This window comes from Gryllotalpicola daejeonensis (assembly GCF_039538145.1).
GTDB classification, from domain to species: Bacteria; Actinomycetota; Actinomycetes; order Actinomycetales; family Microbacteriaceae; genus Gryllotalpicola; species Gryllotalpicola daejeonensis.
On record NZ_BAABBV010000001.1, the window covers coordinates 140,640 to 160,174 of the forward strand.

A 19,535-nucleotide genomic window follows, 5' to 3' on the forward strand; every position below is an offset into this window, starting at 1 on the left:
AGGGGGAGTGACAGAGTAGAAGGGTGACTGACCGTGACCCCGAGCTCAACCTCTCGGCCCGCGCCGACGCGAGCGACCCGCTGCCGCGGCGCCCGCTCGGCAGCGGCGACGGCTGGGTGGAGGGACCGGATGGGCGCAGGTTCTGGGGCCAGTTCGGCTCCGCCGGGCTGCTGCTCGTGAACCGCGAGGTCGGCGTGCTGCTGCAGCACCGCGCCGACTACAGCCACTTCGGCGGCACCTGGGGAATCCCCGGCGGCGCTCGGCACGAGGATGAGAGTGCGGCTCAGGGTGCCATCCGCGAGGCTCAGGAAGAGGCTGGCGTCCCCGCCGAGCAGGTCGTGATCGACTTCGAGTCCGTGTGGGATCTCGGCTGGTGGAGCTACACCACCGTCGTCGGTCACATCGAGAATGCCTTCACGCCCGTGATCGGCGACGCCGAGAGCATCGAGTTGCGCTGGGTGCCCGTCGCCGAGGTCGATCAGCTTCCCCTGCACCCCGGGCTCGAGGCATCCTGGCCGGCGCTGCGCGCGCGCATCCGCGAGCTACTGGGCACCCTGTAGCTCCCGCGCGGCCCCGGACTCGAGAGCTGCCTCCGCCGCCAGCACCGTCTTCCACTTCACGAGGGAGCGGACGGTCGGGCTCGCGTCGTGACGCAGGCGCTCCATGGCGTCCTCCGGCACGTAGTAGTTGATCGCGAGGAATCCGCGCACGTGCTCGTCGGGGTCGTCGACCAGGGCGCGCAGCACATCGCACGGCGTCGCCTCGTTACGCGCGACGCAGGCGCGCACGCCCGCGTCGTCGTCGCGGGCGAGCGTCTCGAACAGGTCGACGGGGGTGTTGTACGACGATGCGACAGCCTCGCGGATCTTCGGGTTCGGGTTCGTCGCGAGCAGCCGCAGTCGGCGGATCTTGCTGTCGGTCACCGGGGGAGCGGGGTGCAGCTCAGCCACTTCCTCGGGCGTCAGCTGGCTCGGCGCCAGCCGGCGCATCTGCTCGCGCTGGGCGGGGGTGTTGAACCGGATGCACGACATGGCCCCCACGCTAACCCCGAAGCTCGGACATCGCCGAGAGACCCACCAAGGCGAGCCGGTTAGGGTCGATTCCAGCCATGAACGCCCTTCTGACCCGCCTCGAGCCGACCTTCCGGTTCCTCGATCGGGTGGCGGGCGGCCGGCACGCAGACGTGGTCGCCCCGGCCGAGGCGGTCGCGCACCCTCGCACCCGGCAGGCGTTCCTGCGCGTGGCGTGGCTGCTCGGCGTGGAGTTGCTGCTGGGGCTCGCCGCGGTCGGCATCGCCGTGGGGCTCGCGCTGGGTGGGGCATCCGTCACCCTGCCCGTGTGGATGCGCACGGTCGTCGTCCTCGGCATCACGGCCACGCTGTTCTACTTCACCTGGCGCGCGTCGCGCGGCTGGTACTGGGCCTACCAGCGACTGCTGCTCTTCACGCGCATCTTCCCGGTCGTGACCCTCGTGCTGGCGGCGATTCCGCACCTCTACCCGGCGTGGATGATCACCGAGCAGATCGTGTTCAGCCTGATCCTGCTCGGCATCGGCGCGTACCTCGGCTCAGCCCACCTGCGCGAGGTCTTCCCGAGACCGTCGAAACCACGGAATGAGCGCTGAGACGCGCGCCTGGTACTCGGCGTACTCGGGGTAGCGCTCGCGCGAGATCTGCTCGGTCATGCGCGTCGAGCCGATGAACAGCACGCTCAGCAGCGCCGCGCCGATGACCGTCCACTGCCAGAGCGACCCTGCCGCGACGCAGCCGAACAGGAACAGCAGCCACCACTGCGCCTGCTCGAAGAAGAAGTTCGGGTGGCGCGAATAGGCGAACAGTCCCGTCTGCAGGAAGCGCACGCGCGGCTCGCGCCCCGCGGCGCGCTCGGACTTCTTCCACTGCTGGAAGTTCCACTGCTGTTGGTCGGCGACCGTCTCGCCGACCAGCGCGGCCAGGAAGGCGGCGGTGAGCAGCCAGTCAAAGGCATTGAGGGGGCGGGGATGCCTCCACGCCGTGTACGCGGGAAGGGAGATCAGCAGAAGCAGCACGTTCTGGTAGCAGACGATGAAGAGCAGATTGAAGACCTCGAACAGCGGCCTGGGCATCCGCGCCCGCAGGTACTCCCAGCGGTAATCCTCGCCGCCGCGTGCGTAGCCGCCCTTGCGTGCGAAGTTGAAGGTGAGCCGGATGCCCCACAGCGTGACCAGGGTCGCCATCAGCACGAGCCGGTGGTCTGCGAGCCCGGTCGCGGCGGCGAACACCCAGACGTAGGCGATCGGAACGATCGACCAGATCCGGTCGACCCAGGAATGCTCTCTGGTGATCAGCGACAGGATCCACGTGAGGGCGCAGACGCCGATCAGAATCCAGAAATCCACGTGAAGAGGGAGCACGAACCTCATCGTAAGGTCGTGTTTGGCTGGTTCCCCGCCGTGACCTTTCCGATACGCTGGTCGAACGAAGGAGGACGATGGTGGCCGACGAGAACCCCCTGCGCGAACCGGCGAGAGCCAACGAAGCGACGACTGCGCGCTTCGGTGAGGAATTCGCCCAGGCGATGAACGTCGACGGCACTGGTGTGACCGCCGACGAACTCGACGCCATCAAGGCGCTGCCCTCCGGCTCGGCGCTGCTGATCGTGCGGCGCGGCCCGAACACCGGCGCGCGCTTCCTGCTCGACGCAGACACGACCGTCGCCGGTCGTCACCCTGACGCAGACGTCTTCCTCGACGACGTCACCGTTTCCCGCCGCCACGCCGAGTTCACCCGGCACGGCACGCAGTTCGAAGTCCGCGACCTCGGGTCGCTCAACGGCACCTACTACGACGGCGTGCGTATTGAATCCGCACTGCTCGTCGACGGCGCCGAGGTGCAGATCGGCAAGTACCGCTTCACGTTCTACGCGTCGCGGGCCGATCTGGGTAAGAGCGACTCGGGCACGAAGTAGTGGCGCGATCGGCGGCCCAGGCGAAAGACGCCGGGCCGGCTCTTCTGAGCATCGGTCAGGTGCTCGCGAAGCTCACGCCGGAGCACCCTGAGCTGACCCCGTCGAAGCTGCGCTTCCTCGAGGAGCAGGGGCTCGTGTCGCCCGCGCGCACGCCCTCCGGTTATCGCAAGTTCTCGCCCGACGACGTGGAGCGGCTCAAGCTCGTGCTGTCGATGCAGCGCGACCACTACCTGCCGCTCAAGGTGATCCGCGATCATCTCGCCGAGCTGGACGCCGGGCTGAGCCCGCTGCTTCCGGGCGGTGTCGGCGCCGCCGGTGCCGGCCGACCGGCGCGCCCCAACATGCTCTCGACCGGACGGCGCTTCACGCGCGACGAACTGCTGCGCGAGTCCGGCGCCACGCCGCAGCTCTTGACCGATGCGGTCAGCGCGTCCCTGATCCAGGCCTCGGAGGTCTTCGGTGAAGACGCGCTGCAGGTTCTGACGGCGCTCGTCGAGCTCGCGAAGCGCGGCATCGAGCCGCGCCACCTGCGCACCGTGCGCGCCGCGGTCGAGCGAGAGCTTGGGCTGATCGAGAGTGCCGTGGCGCCTCTCGCGGCGCGCCGCGACGCCTCGGGCCGTGCGAAGACGGCTGACACCGCGCAGGAGATCGCCAGGCAGCTCGACACGGTGCGACGTACTCTGCTTCAGGTCGGTCTCGACCGGCTGACGCCGTAATCAGGGCGGCTCGAGGCGCTCGCGGGGCGACTTCAACCTCAACTTGAGGGTCAAAGTTGCGACACGCCGGGCCCCAGGTGGCCGATGTGATTGCCCGCCCCGCCGGTGCTGAGTACCGTTTAGTCAGTGCCCACCGGAACCGTCCGAAACGGCACCCCACCCGCGATGAAAGGTACGCGCATGAGCGAAGCCGCTGGCCCGGAAGGTCGCCTCGATCTGCAGTACCTCTTCACGGACGGACTGCCTGACATGGCCGACGAGGTGGGCTACAAGGGCACGGTCGCGGCCAAGGCGGCCGGCATCAGCTACCGCCAGCTCGACTACTGGGCACGCACCGAGCTCGTCGAGCCGACGGTTCGCGGGGCGTCCGGGTCGGGATCGCAGCGGCTCTACGGCTTCCGTGACATCCTCGTGCTCAAGCTCGTGAAGCGCCTGCTCGACACTGGAATCTCCCTGCAGCAGATCCGCGTCGCGGTGAACCAGCTGCGCGAGTCCGGCGTCACCGATCTCGCCGAGACGACGCTCATGAGCGACGGTGCCTCGGTCTACCTGTGCACCTCGAACGACGAGGTCATCGACCTCGTGAGCCAGGGCCAGGGCGTGTTCGGCATCGCCGTCGGGCGCGTGCTGCGCGAGGTCGAGGCGAGCCTGGTCGAGATCGACCCGGTCGAGTCGGCCGACCCTGCCGACGAGCTCGCCGCGCGCCGCGCCGCGCGCAAGCAGGTCTCGTAGCGCCGCTTTCTGCTGCGTGAGCCGCCGGTTCGGCGCTCCTCGGGGGTATTCGTGCGGCGACAAGAGGTGTCGTTCTGGCGCGCGATTCCCACATTGAGTGTCGCCCGATGACCTCGGGTGTCGCGCGGCGACAGTACGTGCCGCTTCCCGGGCTGCGGGGTTACGCCTCGGCGACGTCGGGGCGGTCCGAGCCGCGCACCGCGACCTCTGCGCCCTCTTGCGCGTATTCGCCGATGCGGCCGGTGCGCAGCACGCGCTCGAGCAGCAGGTCGAAGTTGTGCGCCATCTCTTGCGCCGATTCGCCCGGCCAGACGTGCAGCGGCTTCGCCGCGCCCTGAGCCTGCTGCAGCGAGGTGCGCTCGGGCAGCTGCGGCGAGAGCACCAGCGGGCCGAACATGTCGCGCAGCTCCTTGATGCGGAACTGGTGCTCGAGGGACTGCACGCGGGCGCGGTTCACGATGATGCCGAGCGGCTGCAGACGCGGCGCGAGACCGCGGCGGATCTCTTCGACGGCGCGCAGCGCGCGGTCGGCGGCGGCGACAGAGAACAGGCCGGGCTCCGTCACGACCGCGACGCGGTCGGAGGCTGCCCACGCGGTGCGCGTGAGGGCGTTGAGCGACGGCGCGCAGTCGATCAGGGTGAGGTCATATTCGTGCTCGAGGTGCACGAGCGCATCCTCGAGCTTCCAGAGATCCTTCACGGACGGGTGCGGTCCGTCGAAGTTGATGGCGGAAGGCGAGCCGATCATGACGTCGACCTTGCCCGGGCGCCCGCGGGTCCAGCCGCTCGGGGCGATCGCCGCGCGGACGATCTTCTCTTTCGGGCTCGCCAGGACGTCTGCGACGTTGAGGTGACCGGCGACCGAGATGTCCATGCCGGTCGAGACATCGGACTGCGGGTCGAGGTCGATCACGAGGGTGCGCAGACCCTTGGCGAAGGCCGCCGACGCGAGCCCGAGGGTCACGGTGGTCTTGCCGACTCCGCCCTTGAGGGAACTGACGCTGAGTACGTGCACGCCTAGAAACCTACCGTCAGTAGTCTGAAGGAACCTAACCGTTGCCTGCGTGTGAGGAACTCGGCGCACGGCCCGCGGACCCCGACGGAGAGGACCTGCGTGTTCCGGAAAATCCTGGTCGCCAACCGTGGTGAGATCGCCATTCGCGGGTTTCGCGCAGCGTACGAGCTGGGGGCGCGCACAGTCGCGGTGTTCGCCTACGAGGATCGCAATTCGCTGCATCGTATGAAGGCGGATGAGGCCTACCAGATCGGGCAGGAGGGGCATCCGGTTCGGGCATACCTGGATGTCGCGGAGATCATCCGCGTGGCCAAGCAGGCGGGCGCAGACGCGATCTATCCGGGTTACGGATTCCTGTCCGAGAACCCGGAGCTGGCGGAGGCGGCCCGGGCGGCGGGCATCGCGTTCATCGGGCCGCCCAAGGAAGTCCTCGAGATGGCCGGGAACAAGGTGACCGCGAAAGAGCACGCGATCGCCGCGGGCGTTCCGGTGCTGGCCTCGACGCCGCCGTCGCGCGACCTCGACGAGCTGCTGGCCGGGGCGGATGAGATCGGCTTCCCGATCTTCGCGAAGGCGGTCGCGGGCGGCGGTGGGCGCGGCATGCGGCGCGTCGACACGAAGGACGAGCTGCGCCCGGCGCTGGAGGAGGCGATGCGCGAGGCCGACAGTGCTTTCGGCGACCCGACGATGTTCCTCGAGCAGGCGGTGCTGAAGCCGCGGCACATCGAGGTGCAGATCCTCGCCGATGCCGCCGGCGAGACGATCCACCTGTTCGAGCGGGACTGCTCGGTGCAGCGCCGCCACCAGAAGGTGGTCGAGATCGCGCCGGCGCCGAACCTCGACGAGGACGTGCGGCAGGCGCTGTTCCGCGACGCGGTCGCCTTCGCGAAGTCGATCGGCTACGTGAACGCGGGCACCGTCGAGTTCCTGGTCGAGGCGGCGGGCGAGCGGCGAGGCCAGCACGTGTTCATCGAGATGAATCCGCGCGTGCAGGTCGAGCACACGGTCACCGAGGAGGTGACGGATGTCGACATCGTGCAGACCCAGATGAGGATCGCCGCCGGCGAGACCCTCGCACAGATCGGCCTGTCGCAGGACAGCGTGCGGGTGAACGGCTTCGCCCTGCAGTCCCGCATCACCACCGAGGACCCGGCAGCCGGGTTCCGGCCCGACACGGGAACGATCACGACCTATCGCTCGCCGGGCGGCGGCGGCATCCGTCTGGACGGCGGCTCGATGGGCACCGGATCCGAGGTGAGCCCGCACTTCGACTCGATGCTCGTGAAGCTCACCTGCCGGGGCCGCACCTTCCCCGCAGCGGTCAGCCGGGCCCGCCGCGCGTTGGCGGAGTTCCGCATCCGCGGCGTGGCGACCAACATCCCGTTCCTGCAGGCGCTGCTGGAGGAGCCGGAGTTCATTGCGGGCGAGATCGCCACCGACTTCATCGCGAACCGCCCCGACCTCGTGCGAGCGCGCCCCTCGCAGGATCGCGGCACGAAGATCCTCAACTGGCTGGCCGACGTGACGGTGAACAAGCCGAACGGTGAGCGGCCGGCGGGCGTCGCCGACCCGGCGGTGAAGCTGCCGCAGCTCGACCTGAGCCTGCCTGCCCCCGACGGCACGAGGCAGCAGCTGCTCGAGCTCGGCCCGGTGGCGTTCGCGAAGGCCGTGCGCGCCCAGACAGCCCTCGCGGTCACCGACACGACCTTCCGCGACGCGCACCAGAGCCTGCTGGCGACCCGCGTGCGCACGAAGGAGCTGCTCGCGGCCGCTCCCTACGTCGCCCGGCTCACCCCGAAGCTGTTCTCGGTGGAGGCGTGGGGCGGGGCGACCTACGACGTCGCGCTGCGGTTCCTCGGCGAGGACCCGTGGGAGCGCCTGGCGACGCTGCGCCAGGCGATGCCGAACATCGCGATCCAGATGCTGCTGCGCGGGCGCAACACGGTGGGCTATACCCCGTACCCGACCGAGGTGACGGATGCCTTCGTCGCCGAGGCCGCGGCGACCGGGGTCGACATCTTCCGGGTGTTCGACGCGCTCAACGACGTCGAGCAGATGCGGCCGGCGATCGAGGCGGTGCTCGCGCAGAACACTGCGATCGCCGAGGGCGTGCTGTGCTACACCGGCGACCTGAACTCGCCGGCCGAGGACTTCTACACCCTCGACTACTACCTGAGGCTCGCCGAGAAGCTGGTCGGCACCGGCATCCACATGATCGCCATCAAAGACATGGCGGGCCTGCTCAAGCCGGCGGCAGCGGAGAAGCTCGTCGCGGCGCTGCGGCGCGAGTTCGAGCTGCCCGTGCACGTGCACACGCACGACACCGCCGGCGGCCAGCTCGCGACCCTGCTCGCGGCCGCGCGCGCCGGCGCGGATGTCGTCGATGTCGCCTCCGCGCCCATGTCGGGCACGACGAGCCAGCCGTCGGCCTCGGCCCTCGTCGCCGCCCTCGACAACACCGAGCGGGCCACCGAGCTCGAGTTCGAGAACGTCGCCGCGCTCGAGCCGTACTGGGCCGCCGTGCGCGCCCTCTATGCGCCGTTCGAGTCGGGGCTGCCGGCGCCGACCGGGCGGGTGTACCGGCACGAGATCCCGGGCGGGCAGCTGTCGAACCTGCGCCAGCAGGCGATCGCGCTGGGCCTCGCCGACAACTTCGAGCTCATCGAGGACATGTATGCCGCGGCGAACCGCATCCTCGGGCGCATCCCCAAGGTCACGCCGTCGTCGAAGGTGGTCGGCGACCTCGCCCTGCAGCTGGCTGCGCTGCGCGCCGACCCGGACGACTTCGAGCAGAATCCGCAGAACTACGACATCCCCGACTCGGTCGTCTCGTTCATGGCCGGCGAGCTCGGCGACCTGCCGGGCGGGTGGCCCGAGCCGTTCCGCTCGAAGGTGCTCGCCGGGCGCGACGTCAAGGTCGGCGTCACGCCGATCTCCGAGGGCGACGCGGCCGCCCTCGCCGCTCCGGGGCGCGAACGGCAGACGACCCTGAACCGGCTGCTGTTCCCCGCGCCCACGCGCCAGTTCGAGCAGACGCGTGAGCTGTTCGGCGACCTGTCCGTCCTCGACACGGCCGACTACCTCTACGGGCTGAGCGCCGGCGCCGAGCATCGCGTCGACGTCGAGCCGGGCGTCGTGCTGTACGTCGGCCTTGAGGCGATCGGCGAGGCGGATGCCCGCGGCATGCGCACCGTGCTCGCGAAGCTCAACGGGTCGCTGCGGCCCGTGTTCGTGCGCGACCGGCACGTCGAGGTCGCCACGAAGGCGCTCGAGAAGGCGGACCCCGACAACGCCGGGCACGTCGCCGCTCCGTTCTCGGGCGTCGTCACCCTGCGCGTCGCCGAGGGCGAGGCGGTCACGGCCGGCCAGACCGTCGCCTCCATCGAGGCCATGAAGATGGAAGCCGCGATCACCGCCGCCACCAGCGGCCTCGTCGAACGGCTCGCGATCCCCACGACCCAGCAGGTCGACGCAGGCGACCTGCTCGTCGTCATCACCCCGCTCTGACCCCGCCAAAAGGGGGCCATGGTGCTCTGACGCATCCCGCCGTAGTCTGCAGCCATGGCAGACAAGGTCGCCGACGAGCCGAAGACCGTCACGGTCAGCCTCGAGCTGCCGCCGCCGAAGCCGCACGAGACCCCCGACGACGAGGTCGCCGTGGCCATCCCCGACCGTCCGGTCGACCCCGGCCTGTTGCCGTCGGCCCCGAGCATCCGCTCGATGACGCTCGTGACCCCTCAGATCGGGCCGTCCGTCGCTGACAGCGGCGCGCCCGGCGTCGGGACCGTTGCATCGCCCGGCGCTTCCCGTCGCGAACGACTGCGGGGCGAGCCGAGCGAGCTGCCCGAGTCGGCCGCCATGCTCACCGCCGACCGCATTCTCGACGTGAAGCGCCGCCCGAAGTCGCGCCCGACCGGCGTCTGGAACCGCCTCGTCTACGGCGCCACCTTCACGGGCGTGAACCTCGGTGACTCGAAGGCGGAGCGGCACCGGAAGGAGCTCGACCACCGCATCCGCCGCGAACTGACCGGCGGCGCACGGTTCATCCCAGTGCTCACCCGCAAAGGCGGCGTCGGCAAGACGACGGTCACGGCGCTGCTCGGCATGGCTCTGTCGGACGTGCGCGACGACCGGGTGGTCGCCGTCGACGCGAACCCCGACCGCGGCACGCTGAGCGAGCGGGTGCCCAGGCACTCGACGGCCACGGTGCGCGACGTGGTGCACCGCGCGAACTCCATCGGCAGCTACACCGACTTCACGCAGTTCGTCAGCCACGACGAGACGCGACTCGACGTGCTCGCCTCGGACACCGACCCGAACCTCTCCGAGGCGTTCGATGAGGACGATTACAACGTCGTCGCCGACCTCGCCAGCCGCTACTACTCCTTCGTGCTGACCGACTGCGGCACCGGCATCGTGCACTCCGTCATGCGTGCGACGCTGCGGCGGGCCGATGAGATCGTGATCGTCTCCGGCGGCAGCGTGGACGAGGCGAAGCTCGCCTCAGAGACCCTCACCTGGCTCGACGCCAACGGCTACGGCGCGCTCGTGCAGAACGCGGTCGTCGCGATCAACACGGCGACGCAGGGCACCAACATGGTGATGCTCGACGAGATCGAGGCGCACTTCCGCTCGCGGGTGCGCGAGCTGGTGCGGATTCCCTACGACCCGCTGCTCGCGGCGGGGTCGGTCGTGCCGTACCACCAGCTCAAGCCGCTCACCCGGGAAGCCGCACGCACCCTCGCCGCGCTCGTGGTCGAGGGGCTGGCCGATCCGAAGGACTGACGCTTCAGGCATCCGGCTCGGCTCTCGGTAATCTTGCGCTGTGACCGTACGCCCCATCCGCCTGTTCGGCGACCCCGTGCTGAAGACCGTCTGCGACCCCGCCATCCCCGGTGAGAACGGCTTCGACGACGGAGTGCGCTCCCTCGTCGCCGACCTGGTCGACTCGGTGCAGTTGCCGGGGCGTGCCGGGGTCGCGGCCAACCAGATCGGCGCGACGGTGCGCGTATTCAGCTACAACGTCGACGGGAAAGTCGGCTACCTCATCAATCCGGAGGTGGTCGAGGTGCGCGGGGAGAAGCAGCCGACGGGCGAGGGATGCCTGAGCGTGCCCGGCCTGTGGTTCGAGACCGCCCGCCACCCGTGGGCTCGCGCCGTCGGCTTCGACGTCGACGGCAACGAGGTCGAGGTGCAGGGCGACGGCGTGCTCGCCCAGGCGCTGCAGCACGAGACCGACCACCTTAACGGCATGCTCTACCTCGACCGGCTCGAGAAGCAGAGCCGGCGAGAGGCGATGAAGCAGATCCGCGAGAGCGACTGGTTCTAGCGGGCGCAGCAACCGGCGCGGCGCTCAGCCGTGCAGCCCGGTGCGGCGCCGCGCGGCGTGCGCTCAGCCCTGCAGCGACATGGCCCGGGTCGGCACGCCCTGGTAGAGCGCGTCGATCTCGGCGGCGAAGTCCTTCACGATCACACTGCGCTTGATCGACATCTTCGGCGTCAAGTGCCCCGTCGCCTCGGTCCACGTCGTCGGCAGGATCGAGAACTTCCTGATCGACTCCGCGCGCGAGACCGCCTCGTTCGCGTGGTCGATCGCCTTCTGCACCTCGGCGAGCACGGCATCGTTCTGCACGGCCTCTTCGAGAGGCATGTTCTCGTTCTGGCCGTTGTTCTTGAGCCAGACCGGCAGCATCTCGGTGTCGAGCGTGACAAGCGCTGCGATGAACGGGCGCTGCTCGCCCACGACGACGATCTGATCGATCAGCGGGTTCGAGCGGGCGCCGTCCTCGAGCACGGCAGGAGCGACGTTCTTGCCGCCGGCCGTGACGATGATCTCCTTCTTGCGGCCCGTGATCGACAGGTAGCCGTCGGCGTCGAGCGAGCCGAGGTCGCCGGTGCGGAACCAGCCGTCGTCGAACGACTCGGCCGTGAGGTCCGGCTTGTTCCAATACTCCTTGAAGACGCAGATGCCCTTGATCTCGATCTCGCCGTCGTCGGCGATGCGAATCGAGTTGCCGGGAAGCGCGGGGCCGACCGTGCCGATCTTGGATGCCCCGGGCAGGTTCACCGACACCGGAGCCGTCGTCTCGGTGAGGCCGTAACCCTCGAGGATCTCGACGCCGAGCGCCGAGAAGAAGTGCCCGAGGCGGGTCGACAGGGGAGCGGAGCCCGAGACCGCGTACTCGACCTTTCCGCCCATCTTGGCCCGCAGCGTCGAGAAGACCAGCTTGTCGAACAGCTTGAACTTGAGGTTGAGGCCGAGCGGCACCTTTCCGGCCGCCTTCGCCTCCGAGTACGCGACCGCGGTGTCGGCCGCCGCGCGGAAGATCTTGCCCTTGCCGCCGGACTCGGCGATCTGCTCGGCGGTGTTGTAGACCTTCTCGAACACGCGCGGCACCATCAGCAGGAAGGTCGGCTGGAAGGACTGCAGCGAGTCCATCAGCTTGGTCGTGTCGGCCTGGTGGCCGACGCGCACGCCCGCGTGGATCGACACGACCGAGATGAAGCGCGCGAACACGTGCGCGATGGTGATGAAGAGCACGGTGGATGCCCGATCCTCGAGCACCGAGCCGAGCTTCTGCGCCGCGTTCCGCGACAGCTCGACGAAGTTCGCGTGGGTGAGCACGACGCCCTTGGGCCGGCCCATGGTTCCCGACGAGTAGATGAGGGTGGCGATGTCGTCGCCGTTCGCGATCTTACGGCGGCGCTCGATCTCGTCGTCGGGCACGTCGACGCCCGAGGCGACGAGCTTGTCGAGGTCGCCGAGGTCGATGTGCCAGACGTTCCGCACGAGCGGCACGTCGGCGGCGATCTCATCGAAGGCGGCGAAGTGGCCGGCATCCTCGAGAATCACGCCGACCGCCCCCGAATCCGTGAGGTTCCACGCGAGCTGCGACGCCGAGCTCGTCTCATAGACGGGCACGAGCACACCGCCCGCGAACCACATGGCGAAGTCGATGAGCACCCATTCGTAGCGGGTGCGGCTCATGATGCCGATCTTGTCGCCCGGCTGCACGCCGGCGGCGACGAAGCCCTTCGCGAGCGCACGCACCTGCTCGAGGAACTGCGCTGCGGTGACGTCGCGCCAGCCGTCGCCCTCTGGAATGCCGAACAGAACCTTGTCAGGGGTGAGCTCTGCCCGCTCGATGAGCAGATCAGTCGTGTTGGCCGAGGGGTCGGCGGGGACGATCGCGGGAATCACGGATTCGAGCACGGTAGCTCCTTCGATACCGGGGCGCCGCCGTCAATGGCAGGCGGCGAGTTGACCTCATACACTCTAGACAGCGCGGCATGGACGCTCTGTCCTCCTTGTAGCCGACACACAATCCAGAAGGGCGAATCTGCGTGCACGCGATCGGAATCGACATCGGTGGGACCAAGATCGCAGGGGCCCTCGTCGACGAGCAAGGCACGATCGTCACGCAGTTGCGCAAGCCGACGCCTGCGGGCGATTCCAAGGCGCTCGAGGACATCGTCGTCGACATGATCAACGAGTTGGCAGATGGCACGGATGCCGTCGCAGCCGGTGTCGCGGCGGCGGGGTTCATCGACGCCACGCAGTCGATCGTGTACTACGCGCCGAACATCAACTGGCGGCACGAGCCCTTCCGCGACAAGCTCGAGAAGCGCGTGTCGGTGCCGGTGATCATCGAGAACGACGCCAATGCCGCCGGCTGGGCAGAGTTCCGCTTCGGCGCAGGCAAGGCCACCTCCGACATGGTGATGCTCACCATCGGCACCGGTGTCGGGGGCGCGATCGTGGCGAACGACAAGCTCTTCCGAGGCGGCTTCGGCGCCGGTGCCGAACTCGGCCACATGAGGGTCGTTCCGAACGGCCTGCCCTGCGGCTGCGGCGCGAACGGCTGCATCGAGCAGTACGGCTCGGGTCGGGCGCTGCAGCGCTACGCGAACACCCTCGCCGACGCGGGCGGCATCGGCCAGGCCCTTGCCGACGTGCGCTCGAAGAACGGCAATTACCTGCACGGCAAGGACATCGGCGACCTCGTCGCCGTCGATGACCCCGGCGCACTGCAGGCACTGAGGCAGCTGGGCGACTGGCTGGGCCAGGCGTGCGCGAGCTTCGCGGCGATCCTCGACCCGCAGGTGTTCGTGTTCGGCGGCGGCGTCGCGTCGGCCGGTGAGAAGCTGCTGCAGCCGATCCGCCAGGCGTTCCTGCAGACGCTGCCGGCGCGCGGCTACCACCCGGAGCCCGAGTTCCGCATCGCCGAGCTCGTCAACGACGCCGGCGTCGTGGGCGCCGCCGACGTGGCCCGACAGCACGCGGCCGCCAACCTCAAGTGAGCGCCGCTGGAGGCATCCGATGAACGCGTTCTTCTGGTTCCTCAAGTACGTCTTCCTCGGCCCGCTGCTCAAGGCGGTGTTCCGGCCGTGGGTGACCGGGCTCGAGAACGTTCCGCGCGAAGGCGCCGCGATCCTTGCGAGCAACCACGTCTCGTTCTTCGACTCGATCTTCCTGCCGCTCATGGTCGACCGCCACGTGACGTTCCTCGCCAAGAGCGAGTACTTCACCGGCCGCGGCATCAAGGGCTGGTTCTCGCGCATGTTCTTCCTCGGCACCGGCCAGCTACCGATCGACCGCTCCGGCGGCAAGGCGTCTGAGGACTCGCTCAACACGGGCCTGCGGGTGCTGGCCTCCGGCGAGCTGCTCGGCATCTACCCAGAGGGCACGCGCAGCCCCGATCACCGCATGTACCGCGGCCGCACGGGCATCGCGCGCATGCTGCTCGAGGCGCGGGTTCCCGTCATCCCCGTCGCGATGGTCGGCACCCAAGAGATCATGCCGGTCGGGGTGAAGCTGCCGCGCATCCGCCGCATCGGCATCGTGATCGGCAAGCCGCTGGACTTCTCGCGCTACGCAGGCCTCGAGAGCGACCGCTACGTGCTGCGGGCGGTGACCGACGAGATCCAGTACGAGCTGTGGCGCATCTCCGGTCAGGAGTACGTCGACGTCTACGCCAGCTCGGTGAAGGCGACGACGCCCAGCCTCAACCGGTAGCCGCGTCTCAACCGGTAGCCGGTCTCAACGGATAGGCCGTGTCTCGCCGGGTAACGCGGTCTCTGGGCGCCAGGGGGCGGCGGTAAACTCACTGCTCTATGAGTTCTCTGGTCGAGACCCCCGCAGCCCTGACCGACCCGCTCGTCCTCGCGGGCCTCGATCACTGGCGCACGTTGCCGATCAAGCAGCAGCCGAACTGGCCGGATCCCGCGGCCGTCGCCGCCGCGAGCGCCGAGCTCGCGACGCTGCCGCCGCTCGTGTTCGCGGGCGAAGTCGACCAGTTGCGCGAGCGGCTGGCTTCCGCCGCAGCTGGGCACGGATTCCTGCTGCAGGGCGGCGACTGCGCAGAGACCTTCGCCGACGCGACGGCCGACCGCATCCGCAACCGCGTCAAGACCGTGCTGCAGATGGCTGTCGTGCTCACTTACGGCGCCTCGCTGCCCGTCATCAAGGTCGGGCGCATGGCGGGCCAATTCGCCAAGCCCCGCTCGAGCGACACCGAGACCCGCGGTGACGTGACGCTGCCCGCCTACCGCGGCGACATCGTCAACGGTTACGACTTCACGCCGGAATCCCGCCAGGCCGACCCCGCGCGCCTGGTGCGCGGCTACCACACGGCCGCCTCGACCCTGAACCTGATCCGTGCGTTCACGCAGGGCGGCTTCGCCGATCTTCGCGAGGTGCACAGCTGGAACCGCGGCTTCGCCGAGAACCCCGCCAACGCCCGCTACGAGGGCATGGCGCGCGAGATCGACCGCGCGGTGCGCTTCATGGAGGCGTGCGGCGCGAACTTCGACGAGATCAAGGGCGTCGAGTTCTATGCGAGCCACGAGGCGCTGCTGATGGACTACGAGCGCCCGCTCACGCGCATCGACTCGCGAACGGGAACCCCCTACGACGTCTCTGCGCACCTGCTCTGGGTCGGCGAGCGCACGCGCGACATCGACGGCGCGCACATCGACTTCCTCTCACGCGTGCGCAACCCGCTCGGCGTGAAGCTCGGCCCGTCCACGACGCCCGACGATGTGTTCCGCCTCATCGACAAGCTCGACCCCGAGCGCGAGCCCGGGCGCCTCACGTTCATCACGCGCATGGGCGCCGGTCGCATCCGCGAGGCGCTGCCGCCGCTGCTCGAGGCGGTCAAGGCAGAGGGCTCGACGCCGCTGTGGGTCACCGACCCGATGCACGGCAACGGCATCACGACGCCCACGGGCTACAAGACGCGTCGCTTCGACGACGTGGTGGATGAGGTCAAGGGATTCTTCGAGGCGCACCGCGCGGCGGGAACGCACCCCGGCGGCATCCACGTCGAGCTCACGGGCGACGACGTCACCGAGTGCCTCGGCGGCAGCGAGATGATCGACGAGGCGACGCTGGCCACGCGCTACGAGTCGCTGTGCGACCCTCGCCTGAACCACATGCAGTCGCTTGAGCTCGCGTTCCTCGTCGCAGAGGAATTGCGGAAGAACTAGCCCTTCAGGCCCAGCGTCAGGCTGATGTTGGTGCCCTTGCGCTGCTTGGAGTGCGCGTCAGGCGTCTCCTTCGAGACGACGATCGTGCCGTCCTGGAAGATGCCGAGCGGCAGGCCCGAGAACGTGTCGGGTACGGTCACCGTGAACCCGGCCTCCTCCAGCGTCGCCTTCGCGTCGGCGGGCGTCATGCTCGTCACGTCGGGCACGTCGTAGAGGTGCGGCCCGTTCGAGACGTCGAGCAGGATCGTGTCGCCCGGGTGCACCGGGCCGGAGTCCGCAGGGGTCTGCGCGATGACCGAGCCCTTGGGGACGTTGTCGTCGTACTTCGCCTGGCCGGCGCCGTACTTGAGGTCGACGTCCTGCAGTGCGGCCTGCGCCTCGGCCAGGGGTTTGCCCACGACGTTGGGGATGGCGCCGGCTGAGACGACGAGGTTCACGGTGTCGCACTGCGTGAAGGCGCCGCCGCCCGTGATGTCGCCGTTGTCGGTCGCCTTGGTCGCCGAGATCACGGCGTCCTTCGGGACCTTTGCGTTGAACTGCGTATCGACCTGCGTGCCGACGAGCGACTTCGCTGCCGTGATCTTCTGCCTCGCCTGGTCGATCGGCACGCCGCCCAGCGGCGGGATCGTGTTCGGCTGGTGGCCGCGCGAGACGTCGATCGTCACGGTGCTGCCCTTGTGCAGCAAGCGCCCGGGTGCCGGATGCGCCCGAGCCACGTGCCCCTCCGGCACCTCGCAGCTGTAGACGGGGTTCGACTTCGCGACCAGCTCGACGTTCTGCAGAGCGGCGGTCGCGGCCTGGGCTGTCTTCTCATCGAGAGAGGGAACGGCCACGAGTGCGCCCGGCCCCGCACCGAAGTACCACCCGGTGCCGGAGGCGAGCCCGGCGATCACCATCAGCGCCGCGAACAGCCACCAGCCGCGGCCGCGGCGGTGCCTGCTGACCGAGGCGAGCTTGCTGACGGCATCCGTTGCCGTCGCCTCGCTGCGCACCTGCGCAGCCGGACCTGCGAACTGGGTCGTGGCGCCCGCGCCGAAGCCGCCGCCGTAGGACGACGTGAGCGCTGCCGCACCGGCGGGCGCCAGCACGGTCGTCGCCTGCGCGTCGTTCCCGGTCGGGGAGATCACGCGCGTCGCATCGAGGCCCGCGTCGGGGTGCGGCGCGTGGATCGCCCGCTCGACTTCGTAGAGCTTCTCGAGCAGGGCGCGCGCGTCGGCGGGCCGCTGCTCGGGATCGCGGTCGGTCGCCCACAGCACGAGATCGTCGAGCTGCGGCGGGACGAGCGGGTTCTTGAGGCTCGGCCGGGGCACAGAGTCGTTCGCGTGCTGGTACGCGATCTGCATCGGCTGCTCGCCCTGGAACGGCTGCTCGCCGGTGAGCATCTCGTAGATCATGATGCCGATGGCGTAGATATCGCTGCGCGTGTCGGCGATGCCGCGGGTGACGAGCTCGGGGGAGAGGTAGGCGATCGTGCCGAGCAGCGCCTGCCCGGTGCCCGTCGCGTTGGCGGCGGCGCGCGCGAGGCCGAAATCGCCGAGCTTGATGCGGCCGTCGTCGGCCAGCAGCACGTTCTCGGGCTTCAGGTCGCGGTGCACGATGCCGGCGCGGTGGGCGGCCGCCAGGCCGGCGAGCACGGACTCCATGATGTCGATCGTCTGCTCGGGCGTGAGCTTGCCGTAGTCGCGCAGCAGGTCGCGCAGTGTGATGCCGGGCAGGTACTCCATGACCAGGTAGGCCATGTCGTCGTCCTGCCCCTGGTCGAAGACGTTCACGACGTTCGGGTGCGCCAGGCGCGCCGTCGAGCGTGCCTCTTGGACGAAGCGGGTCTTGAAGTTGGTGTCGTCGGCCAGGTGGCTGTGCATCACCTTGAGCGCGACACGCCGCTCGAGACGCAGATCTGTCGCGAGGTACACGGTCGCCATACCGCCGCGCGCAATGCGCGACCGCACCTGGTATCGGCCGTCGATGAGACGGCCGAGCAGGGGGTCGGTCTGGCTCGTGTTGGTCACCCCACGAGTCTAGGTAGCGATATATTCCGCGCGCGGCGTGACACGTCAGAAACGGATGAACACCGACTGTGAACACGGGGTGCATCTTCTGGCACGATTTTCTCCATGGCTTCTTCGTCGCCGGAGCGCACCTGGCTGACCGTGCCCGAACTCGTCGAGACGCTCGGGCTCTCGCCGTCGCGCATTCGCAGACTCATCGAGGACAGGCAGCTCGCCGGCAGCAAGCGCAGCGGCGTGCTCGCCGTCCCCGCAGACTTCCTCGAGAACGGCCAGCCGCTCGGCGAGCTGCGCGGCACCCTCATCGTGCTCGGCGACGCCGGATTCACCGACGACGAGGCGATCGACTGGCTGCTCACCGAGGAAGAGTCGCTTGGCGTCGCGCCGGTGGACGCGCTGCGCAGCGGCCGGAAGACCGAGGTGCGCCGGGTCGCCCAGGCGCTCGGCTGATCCGCCGTCTCGGCTGGTCTGAGCGCGTCTCTACGCGTCGCGGTCGGTGACGCGGGCGGTGAGCTGACGAAGCGCGGCGATCGCCTCGGGGGCGAGGGATGCCTCGTCCAGCGCGGCGTTCGCACGGCGGACCTCGCGCTCGATGAGCTCCTCGACCTCTTCCACGGCGCCCGAGTCCCGCATCGCACCCTGCAGCATCAGCACCTGCTCGGTGTTGAGTTCGGGGTCGCCGAGCAGCTCATCGAACGCTCGCCGCACCGAGCTGCTGACCCGGCTGCGCGTGAGGGCGACGAGCACCGTGCGCTTGCCCTCACGCAGGTCGTCGCCGCTCGGCTTGCCGGTGACTGCAGCGTCGCCGAAGACTCCGAGCAGGTCGTCGCGCAGCTGGAACGCGATGCCGAGCGGAAGTCCGAACGCGCTCAGCGCCTCGAGCTGCGCCTCGCTGCCGCCGCCGAGCGCGGCGCCGATCAGCAGTGGCGACTCGATGCTGTACTTCGCCGACTTGAACACCACGACGCGGCGGGCTGCGTCAAGCAGTTCCTGCTCGTCGCGCTCCACCCAGGCGCTCTCTTCGAGCACGTCGAGGTACTGCCCGGCTGTGACATCGGTTCGCATCGTATTGAACAGTCGGCGTGCGGCCCGGGCGCGCTGCGCGTCACCCAGCTCGTGGATGGCGTCGTCGAACAGCTCATCGCTCCAGCCGAGCAAGAGGTCGCCGAGCAGGATCGCGGCGGAGGTGCCGAAGCCTGCCGCGTCGCCGGCCCAGCGATGGTCGGCGTGGCGGTCGGCGAAGCGGCGGTGCGCACTCGGCTCGCCGCGGCGGGTGTCCGAGCTGTCGATGACGTCATCGTGCACGAGCGCGGCTGCATGGAAGAGTTCGAGGGCACTGGCCGCGCCGACGACGGCATCGAGCTCGCGCTGGGTCACGGGGGACTCGCGGATGCCTGCAACGGCGCGCCACCCCCAGTGGCAGAACTGGGCGCGGAATCGCTTGCCACCGCTGAGAAATCGCCGCGAGTCGTCGAGCAGGGCGGTCACGTCGGCGCCCACAGTCCTGACAATGGAAGAGCGGTCATCGAGGAAGCCGTCGAGACGGGCTTGGACCAGATCGACGAGTCTCACGCTATCCGCCACGAGGCCAGCTTAATGGCGGCCGAAGGGACTCATGGCGCAACGGGCTAG

Annotated in this window: 18 protein-coding genes; 12 read left to right on the plus strand and 6 right to left on the minus strand. The window is 69.3% G+C overall.

Going from position 1 to position 19,535, the window contains the following annotated elements; all coding sequences use genetic code 11:
- Positions 1-23: 23 nt before the first annotated feature.
- Positions 24-560, plus strand: a complete 537-nt coding sequence (locus ABD736_RS00750; protein WP_344789829.1) for an NUDIX domain-containing protein — start codon at positions 24-26, stop codon at positions 558-560.
- Here the strand turns inward: ABD736_RS00750 and ABD736_RS00755 are convergent.
- A complete protein-coding gene (locus ABD736_RS00755; RefSeq protein WP_344789830.1) occupies positions 543-1,031 on the minus strand; it encodes a hypothetical protein in 489 nt (162 codons plus the stop codon). The genes ABD736_RS00750 and ABD736_RS00755 overlap by 18 nt on opposite strands.
- A 77-nt stretch (positions 1,032-1,108) precedes the next feature.
- Between ABD736_RS00755 and ABD736_RS00760 the strand changes: the two genes are divergently transcribed.
- A complete protein-coding gene (locus ABD736_RS00760) occupies positions 1,109-1,624 on the plus strand; it encodes a hypothetical protein (protein ID WP_344789831.1) in 516 nt (171 codons plus the stop codon).
- Here the strand turns inward: ABD736_RS00760 and ABD736_RS00765 are convergent.
- Positions 1,568-2,392 (minus strand): DUF1295 domain-containing protein, encoded by an 825-nt coding sequence (locus ABD736_RS00765; protein WP_344789832.1) that lies wholly within the window; start codon positions 2,390-2,392, stop codon positions 1,568-1,570. The two genes, ABD736_RS00760 and ABD736_RS00765, sit on opposite strands and share 57 nt — an antisense overlap.
- A 77-nt stretch (positions 2,393-2,469) precedes the next feature.
- On the opposite strand from ABD736_RS00765, the gene ABD736_RS00770 reads away from it, so the two are divergent.
- From ABD736_RS00770 to ABD736_RS00780, 3 genes are all read left to right on the plus strand, one after another.
- A complete protein-coding gene (locus ABD736_RS00770) occupies positions 2,470-2,946 on the plus strand; it encodes an FHA domain-containing protein (protein WP_425554978.1) in 477 nt (158 codons plus the stop codon).
- Entirely contained in the window at positions 2,946-3,662 is a 717-nt protein-coding gene (ftsR, locus tag ABD736_RS00775) for a transcriptional regulator FtsR (RefSeq protein ID WP_344789834.1), read from the plus strand. The genes ABD736_RS00770 and ftsR overlap by 1 nt, the downstream gene beginning before the upstream one ends.
- 180 nt (positions 3,663-3,842) lie before the next feature.
- Positions 3,843-4,394, plus strand: coding sequence for a MerR family transcriptional regulator (locus ABD736_RS00780; protein ID WP_344778234.1), 552 nt, complete (start codon positions 3,843-3,845; stop codon positions 4,392-4,394).
- Between the two features lie 160 nt (positions 4,395-4,554).
- Here the strand turns inward: ABD736_RS00780 and ABD736_RS00785 are convergent, their stop codons facing one another.
- Positions 4,555-5,409 (minus strand): ParA family protein, encoded by an 855-nt coding sequence (locus ABD736_RS00785; protein WP_344789835.1) that lies wholly within the window; start codon positions 5,407-5,409, stop codon positions 4,555-4,557.
- Positions 5,410-5,508: 99 nt separating this feature from the next.
- On the opposite strand from ABD736_RS00785, the gene ABD736_RS00790 reads away from it, so the two are divergent.
- The 3 genes from ABD736_RS00790 to ABD736_RS00800 are packed head-to-tail and all read left to right on the plus strand — an operon-like array spanning position 5,509 to position 10,738.
- Positions 5,509-8,916, plus strand: coding sequence for a pyruvate carboxylase (locus tag ABD736_RS00790; protein ID WP_344789836.1), 3,408 nt, complete (start codon positions 5,509-5,511; stop codon positions 8,914-8,916).
- A 54-nt stretch (positions 8,917-8,970) separates the two neighbouring features.
- Positions 8,971-10,194, plus strand: coding sequence for a MinD/ParA family ATP-binding protein (locus ABD736_RS00795; protein WP_344789837.1), 1,224 nt, complete (start codon positions 8,971-8,973; stop codon positions 10,192-10,194).
- Positions 10,195-10,234: 40 nt separating this feature from the next.
- Positions 10,235-10,738, plus strand: a complete 504-nt coding sequence (locus ABD736_RS00800; RefSeq protein WP_344789838.1) for a peptide deformylase — start codon at positions 10,235-10,237, stop codon at positions 10,736-10,738.
- Between the two features lie 63 nt (positions 10,739-10,801).
- Here ABD736_RS00800 and ABD736_RS00805 read toward each other — a convergent pair whose 3' ends face one another.
- Positions 10,802-12,622, minus strand: coding sequence for an AMP-dependent synthetase/ligase (locus ABD736_RS00805; RefSeq protein ID WP_344789839.1), 1,821 nt, complete (start codon positions 12,620-12,622; stop codon positions 10,802-10,804).
- A 131-nt stretch (positions 12,623-12,753) separates the two neighbouring features.
- On the opposite strand from ABD736_RS00805, the gene ABD736_RS00810 reads away from it, so the two are divergent.
- The 3 genes from ABD736_RS00810 (at position 12,754) to ABD736_RS00820 (ending at position 15,897) form a co-directional block, all read left to right on the plus strand.
- On the plus strand, positions 12,754-13,710 hold the full coding sequence (locus ABD736_RS00810) for an ROK family glucokinase (protein ID WP_344789840.1): 957 nt from the start codon (positions 12,754-12,756) through the stop codon (positions 13,708-13,710).
- 19 nt (positions 13,711-13,729) lie between these two features.
- Complete coding sequence (locus tag ABD736_RS00815; protein ID WP_344789841.1) at positions 13,730-14,425, plus strand: lysophospholipid acyltransferase family protein; 696 nt, start codon at positions 13,730-13,732, stop codon at positions 14,423-14,425.
- A gap of 98 nt (positions 14,426-14,523) precedes the next feature.
- The gene (locus ABD736_RS00820) at positions 14,524-15,897 is read left to right on the plus strand and encodes a class II 3-deoxy-7-phosphoheptulonate synthase (RefSeq protein WP_344789842.1); all 1,374 of its coding nucleotides are present in this window, start codon (positions 14,524-14,526) and stop codon (positions 15,895-15,897) included.
- Here ABD736_RS00820 and pknB read toward each other — a convergent pair.
- Positions 15,894-17,906: a Stk1 family PASTA domain-containing Ser/Thr kinase gene (gene pknB, locus ABD736_RS00825; protein ID WP_344789843.1), complete on the minus strand. Its 2,013-nt coding sequence runs from the start codon at positions 17,904-17,906 to the stop codon at positions 15,894-15,896. The two genes, ABD736_RS00820 and pknB, sit on opposite strands and share 4 nt — an antisense overlap.
- Before the next feature lie 105 nt (positions 17,907-18,011).
- On the opposite strand from pknB, the gene ABD736_RS00830 reads away from it, so the two are divergent.
- Complete coding sequence (locus ABD736_RS00830; RefSeq protein ID WP_344789844.1) at positions 18,012-18,353, plus strand: Rv2175c family DNA-binding protein; 342 nt, start codon at positions 18,012-18,014, stop codon at positions 18,351-18,353.
- 30 nt (positions 18,354-18,383) lie between these two features.
- Here ABD736_RS00830 and ABD736_RS00835 read toward each other — a convergent pair whose 3' ends face one another.
- On the minus strand, positions 18,384-19,487 hold the full coding sequence (locus ABD736_RS00835) for a polyprenyl synthetase family protein (RefSeq protein ID WP_344789845.1): 1,104 nt from the start codon (positions 19,485-19,487) through the stop codon (positions 18,384-18,386).
- Between the last annotated feature and the right edge of the window lie 48 nt (positions 19,488-19,535).

What these genes read in the sequence shown, in the direction of transcription:
- ABD736_RS00780 (WP_344778234.1), top strand. Translation starts at nt 3,843, where the DNA reads ATGAGCGAAGCCGCTGGCCCGGAAGGTCGCCTCGATCTGCAGTACCTC.
- ABD736_RS00755 (WP_344789830.1), bottom strand. Translation starts at nt 1,031, where the DNA reads ATGTCGTGCATCCGGTTCAACACCCCCGCCCAGCGCGAGCAGATGCGC.
- ABD736_RS00795 (WP_344789837.1), top strand. Translation starts at nt 8,971, where the DNA reads ATGGCAGACAAGGTCGCCGACGAGCCGAAGACCGTCACGGTCAGCCTC.
- ABD736_RS00770 (WP_425554978.1), top strand. Translation starts at nt 2,470, where the DNA reads ATGGTGGCCGACGAGAACCCCCTGCGCGAACCGGCGAGAGCCAACGAA.
- ABD736_RS00820 (WP_344789842.1), top strand. Translation starts at nt 14,524, where the DNA reads ATGAGTTCTCTGGTCGAGACCCCCGCAGCCCTGACCGACCCGCTCGTC.
- ABD736_RS00760 (WP_344789831.1), top strand. Translation starts at nt 1,109, where the DNA reads ATGAACGCCCTTCTGACCCGCCTCGAGCCGACCTTCCGGTTCCTCGAT.
- ABD736_RS00815 (WP_344789841.1), top strand. Translation starts at nt 13,730, where the DNA reads ATGAACGCGTTCTTCTGGTTCCTCAAGTACGTCTTCCTCGGCCCGCTG.
- ABD736_RS00830 (WP_344789844.1), top strand. Translation starts at nt 18,012, where the DNA reads ATGGCTTCTTCGTCGCCGGAGCGCACCTGGCTGACCGTGCCCGAACTC.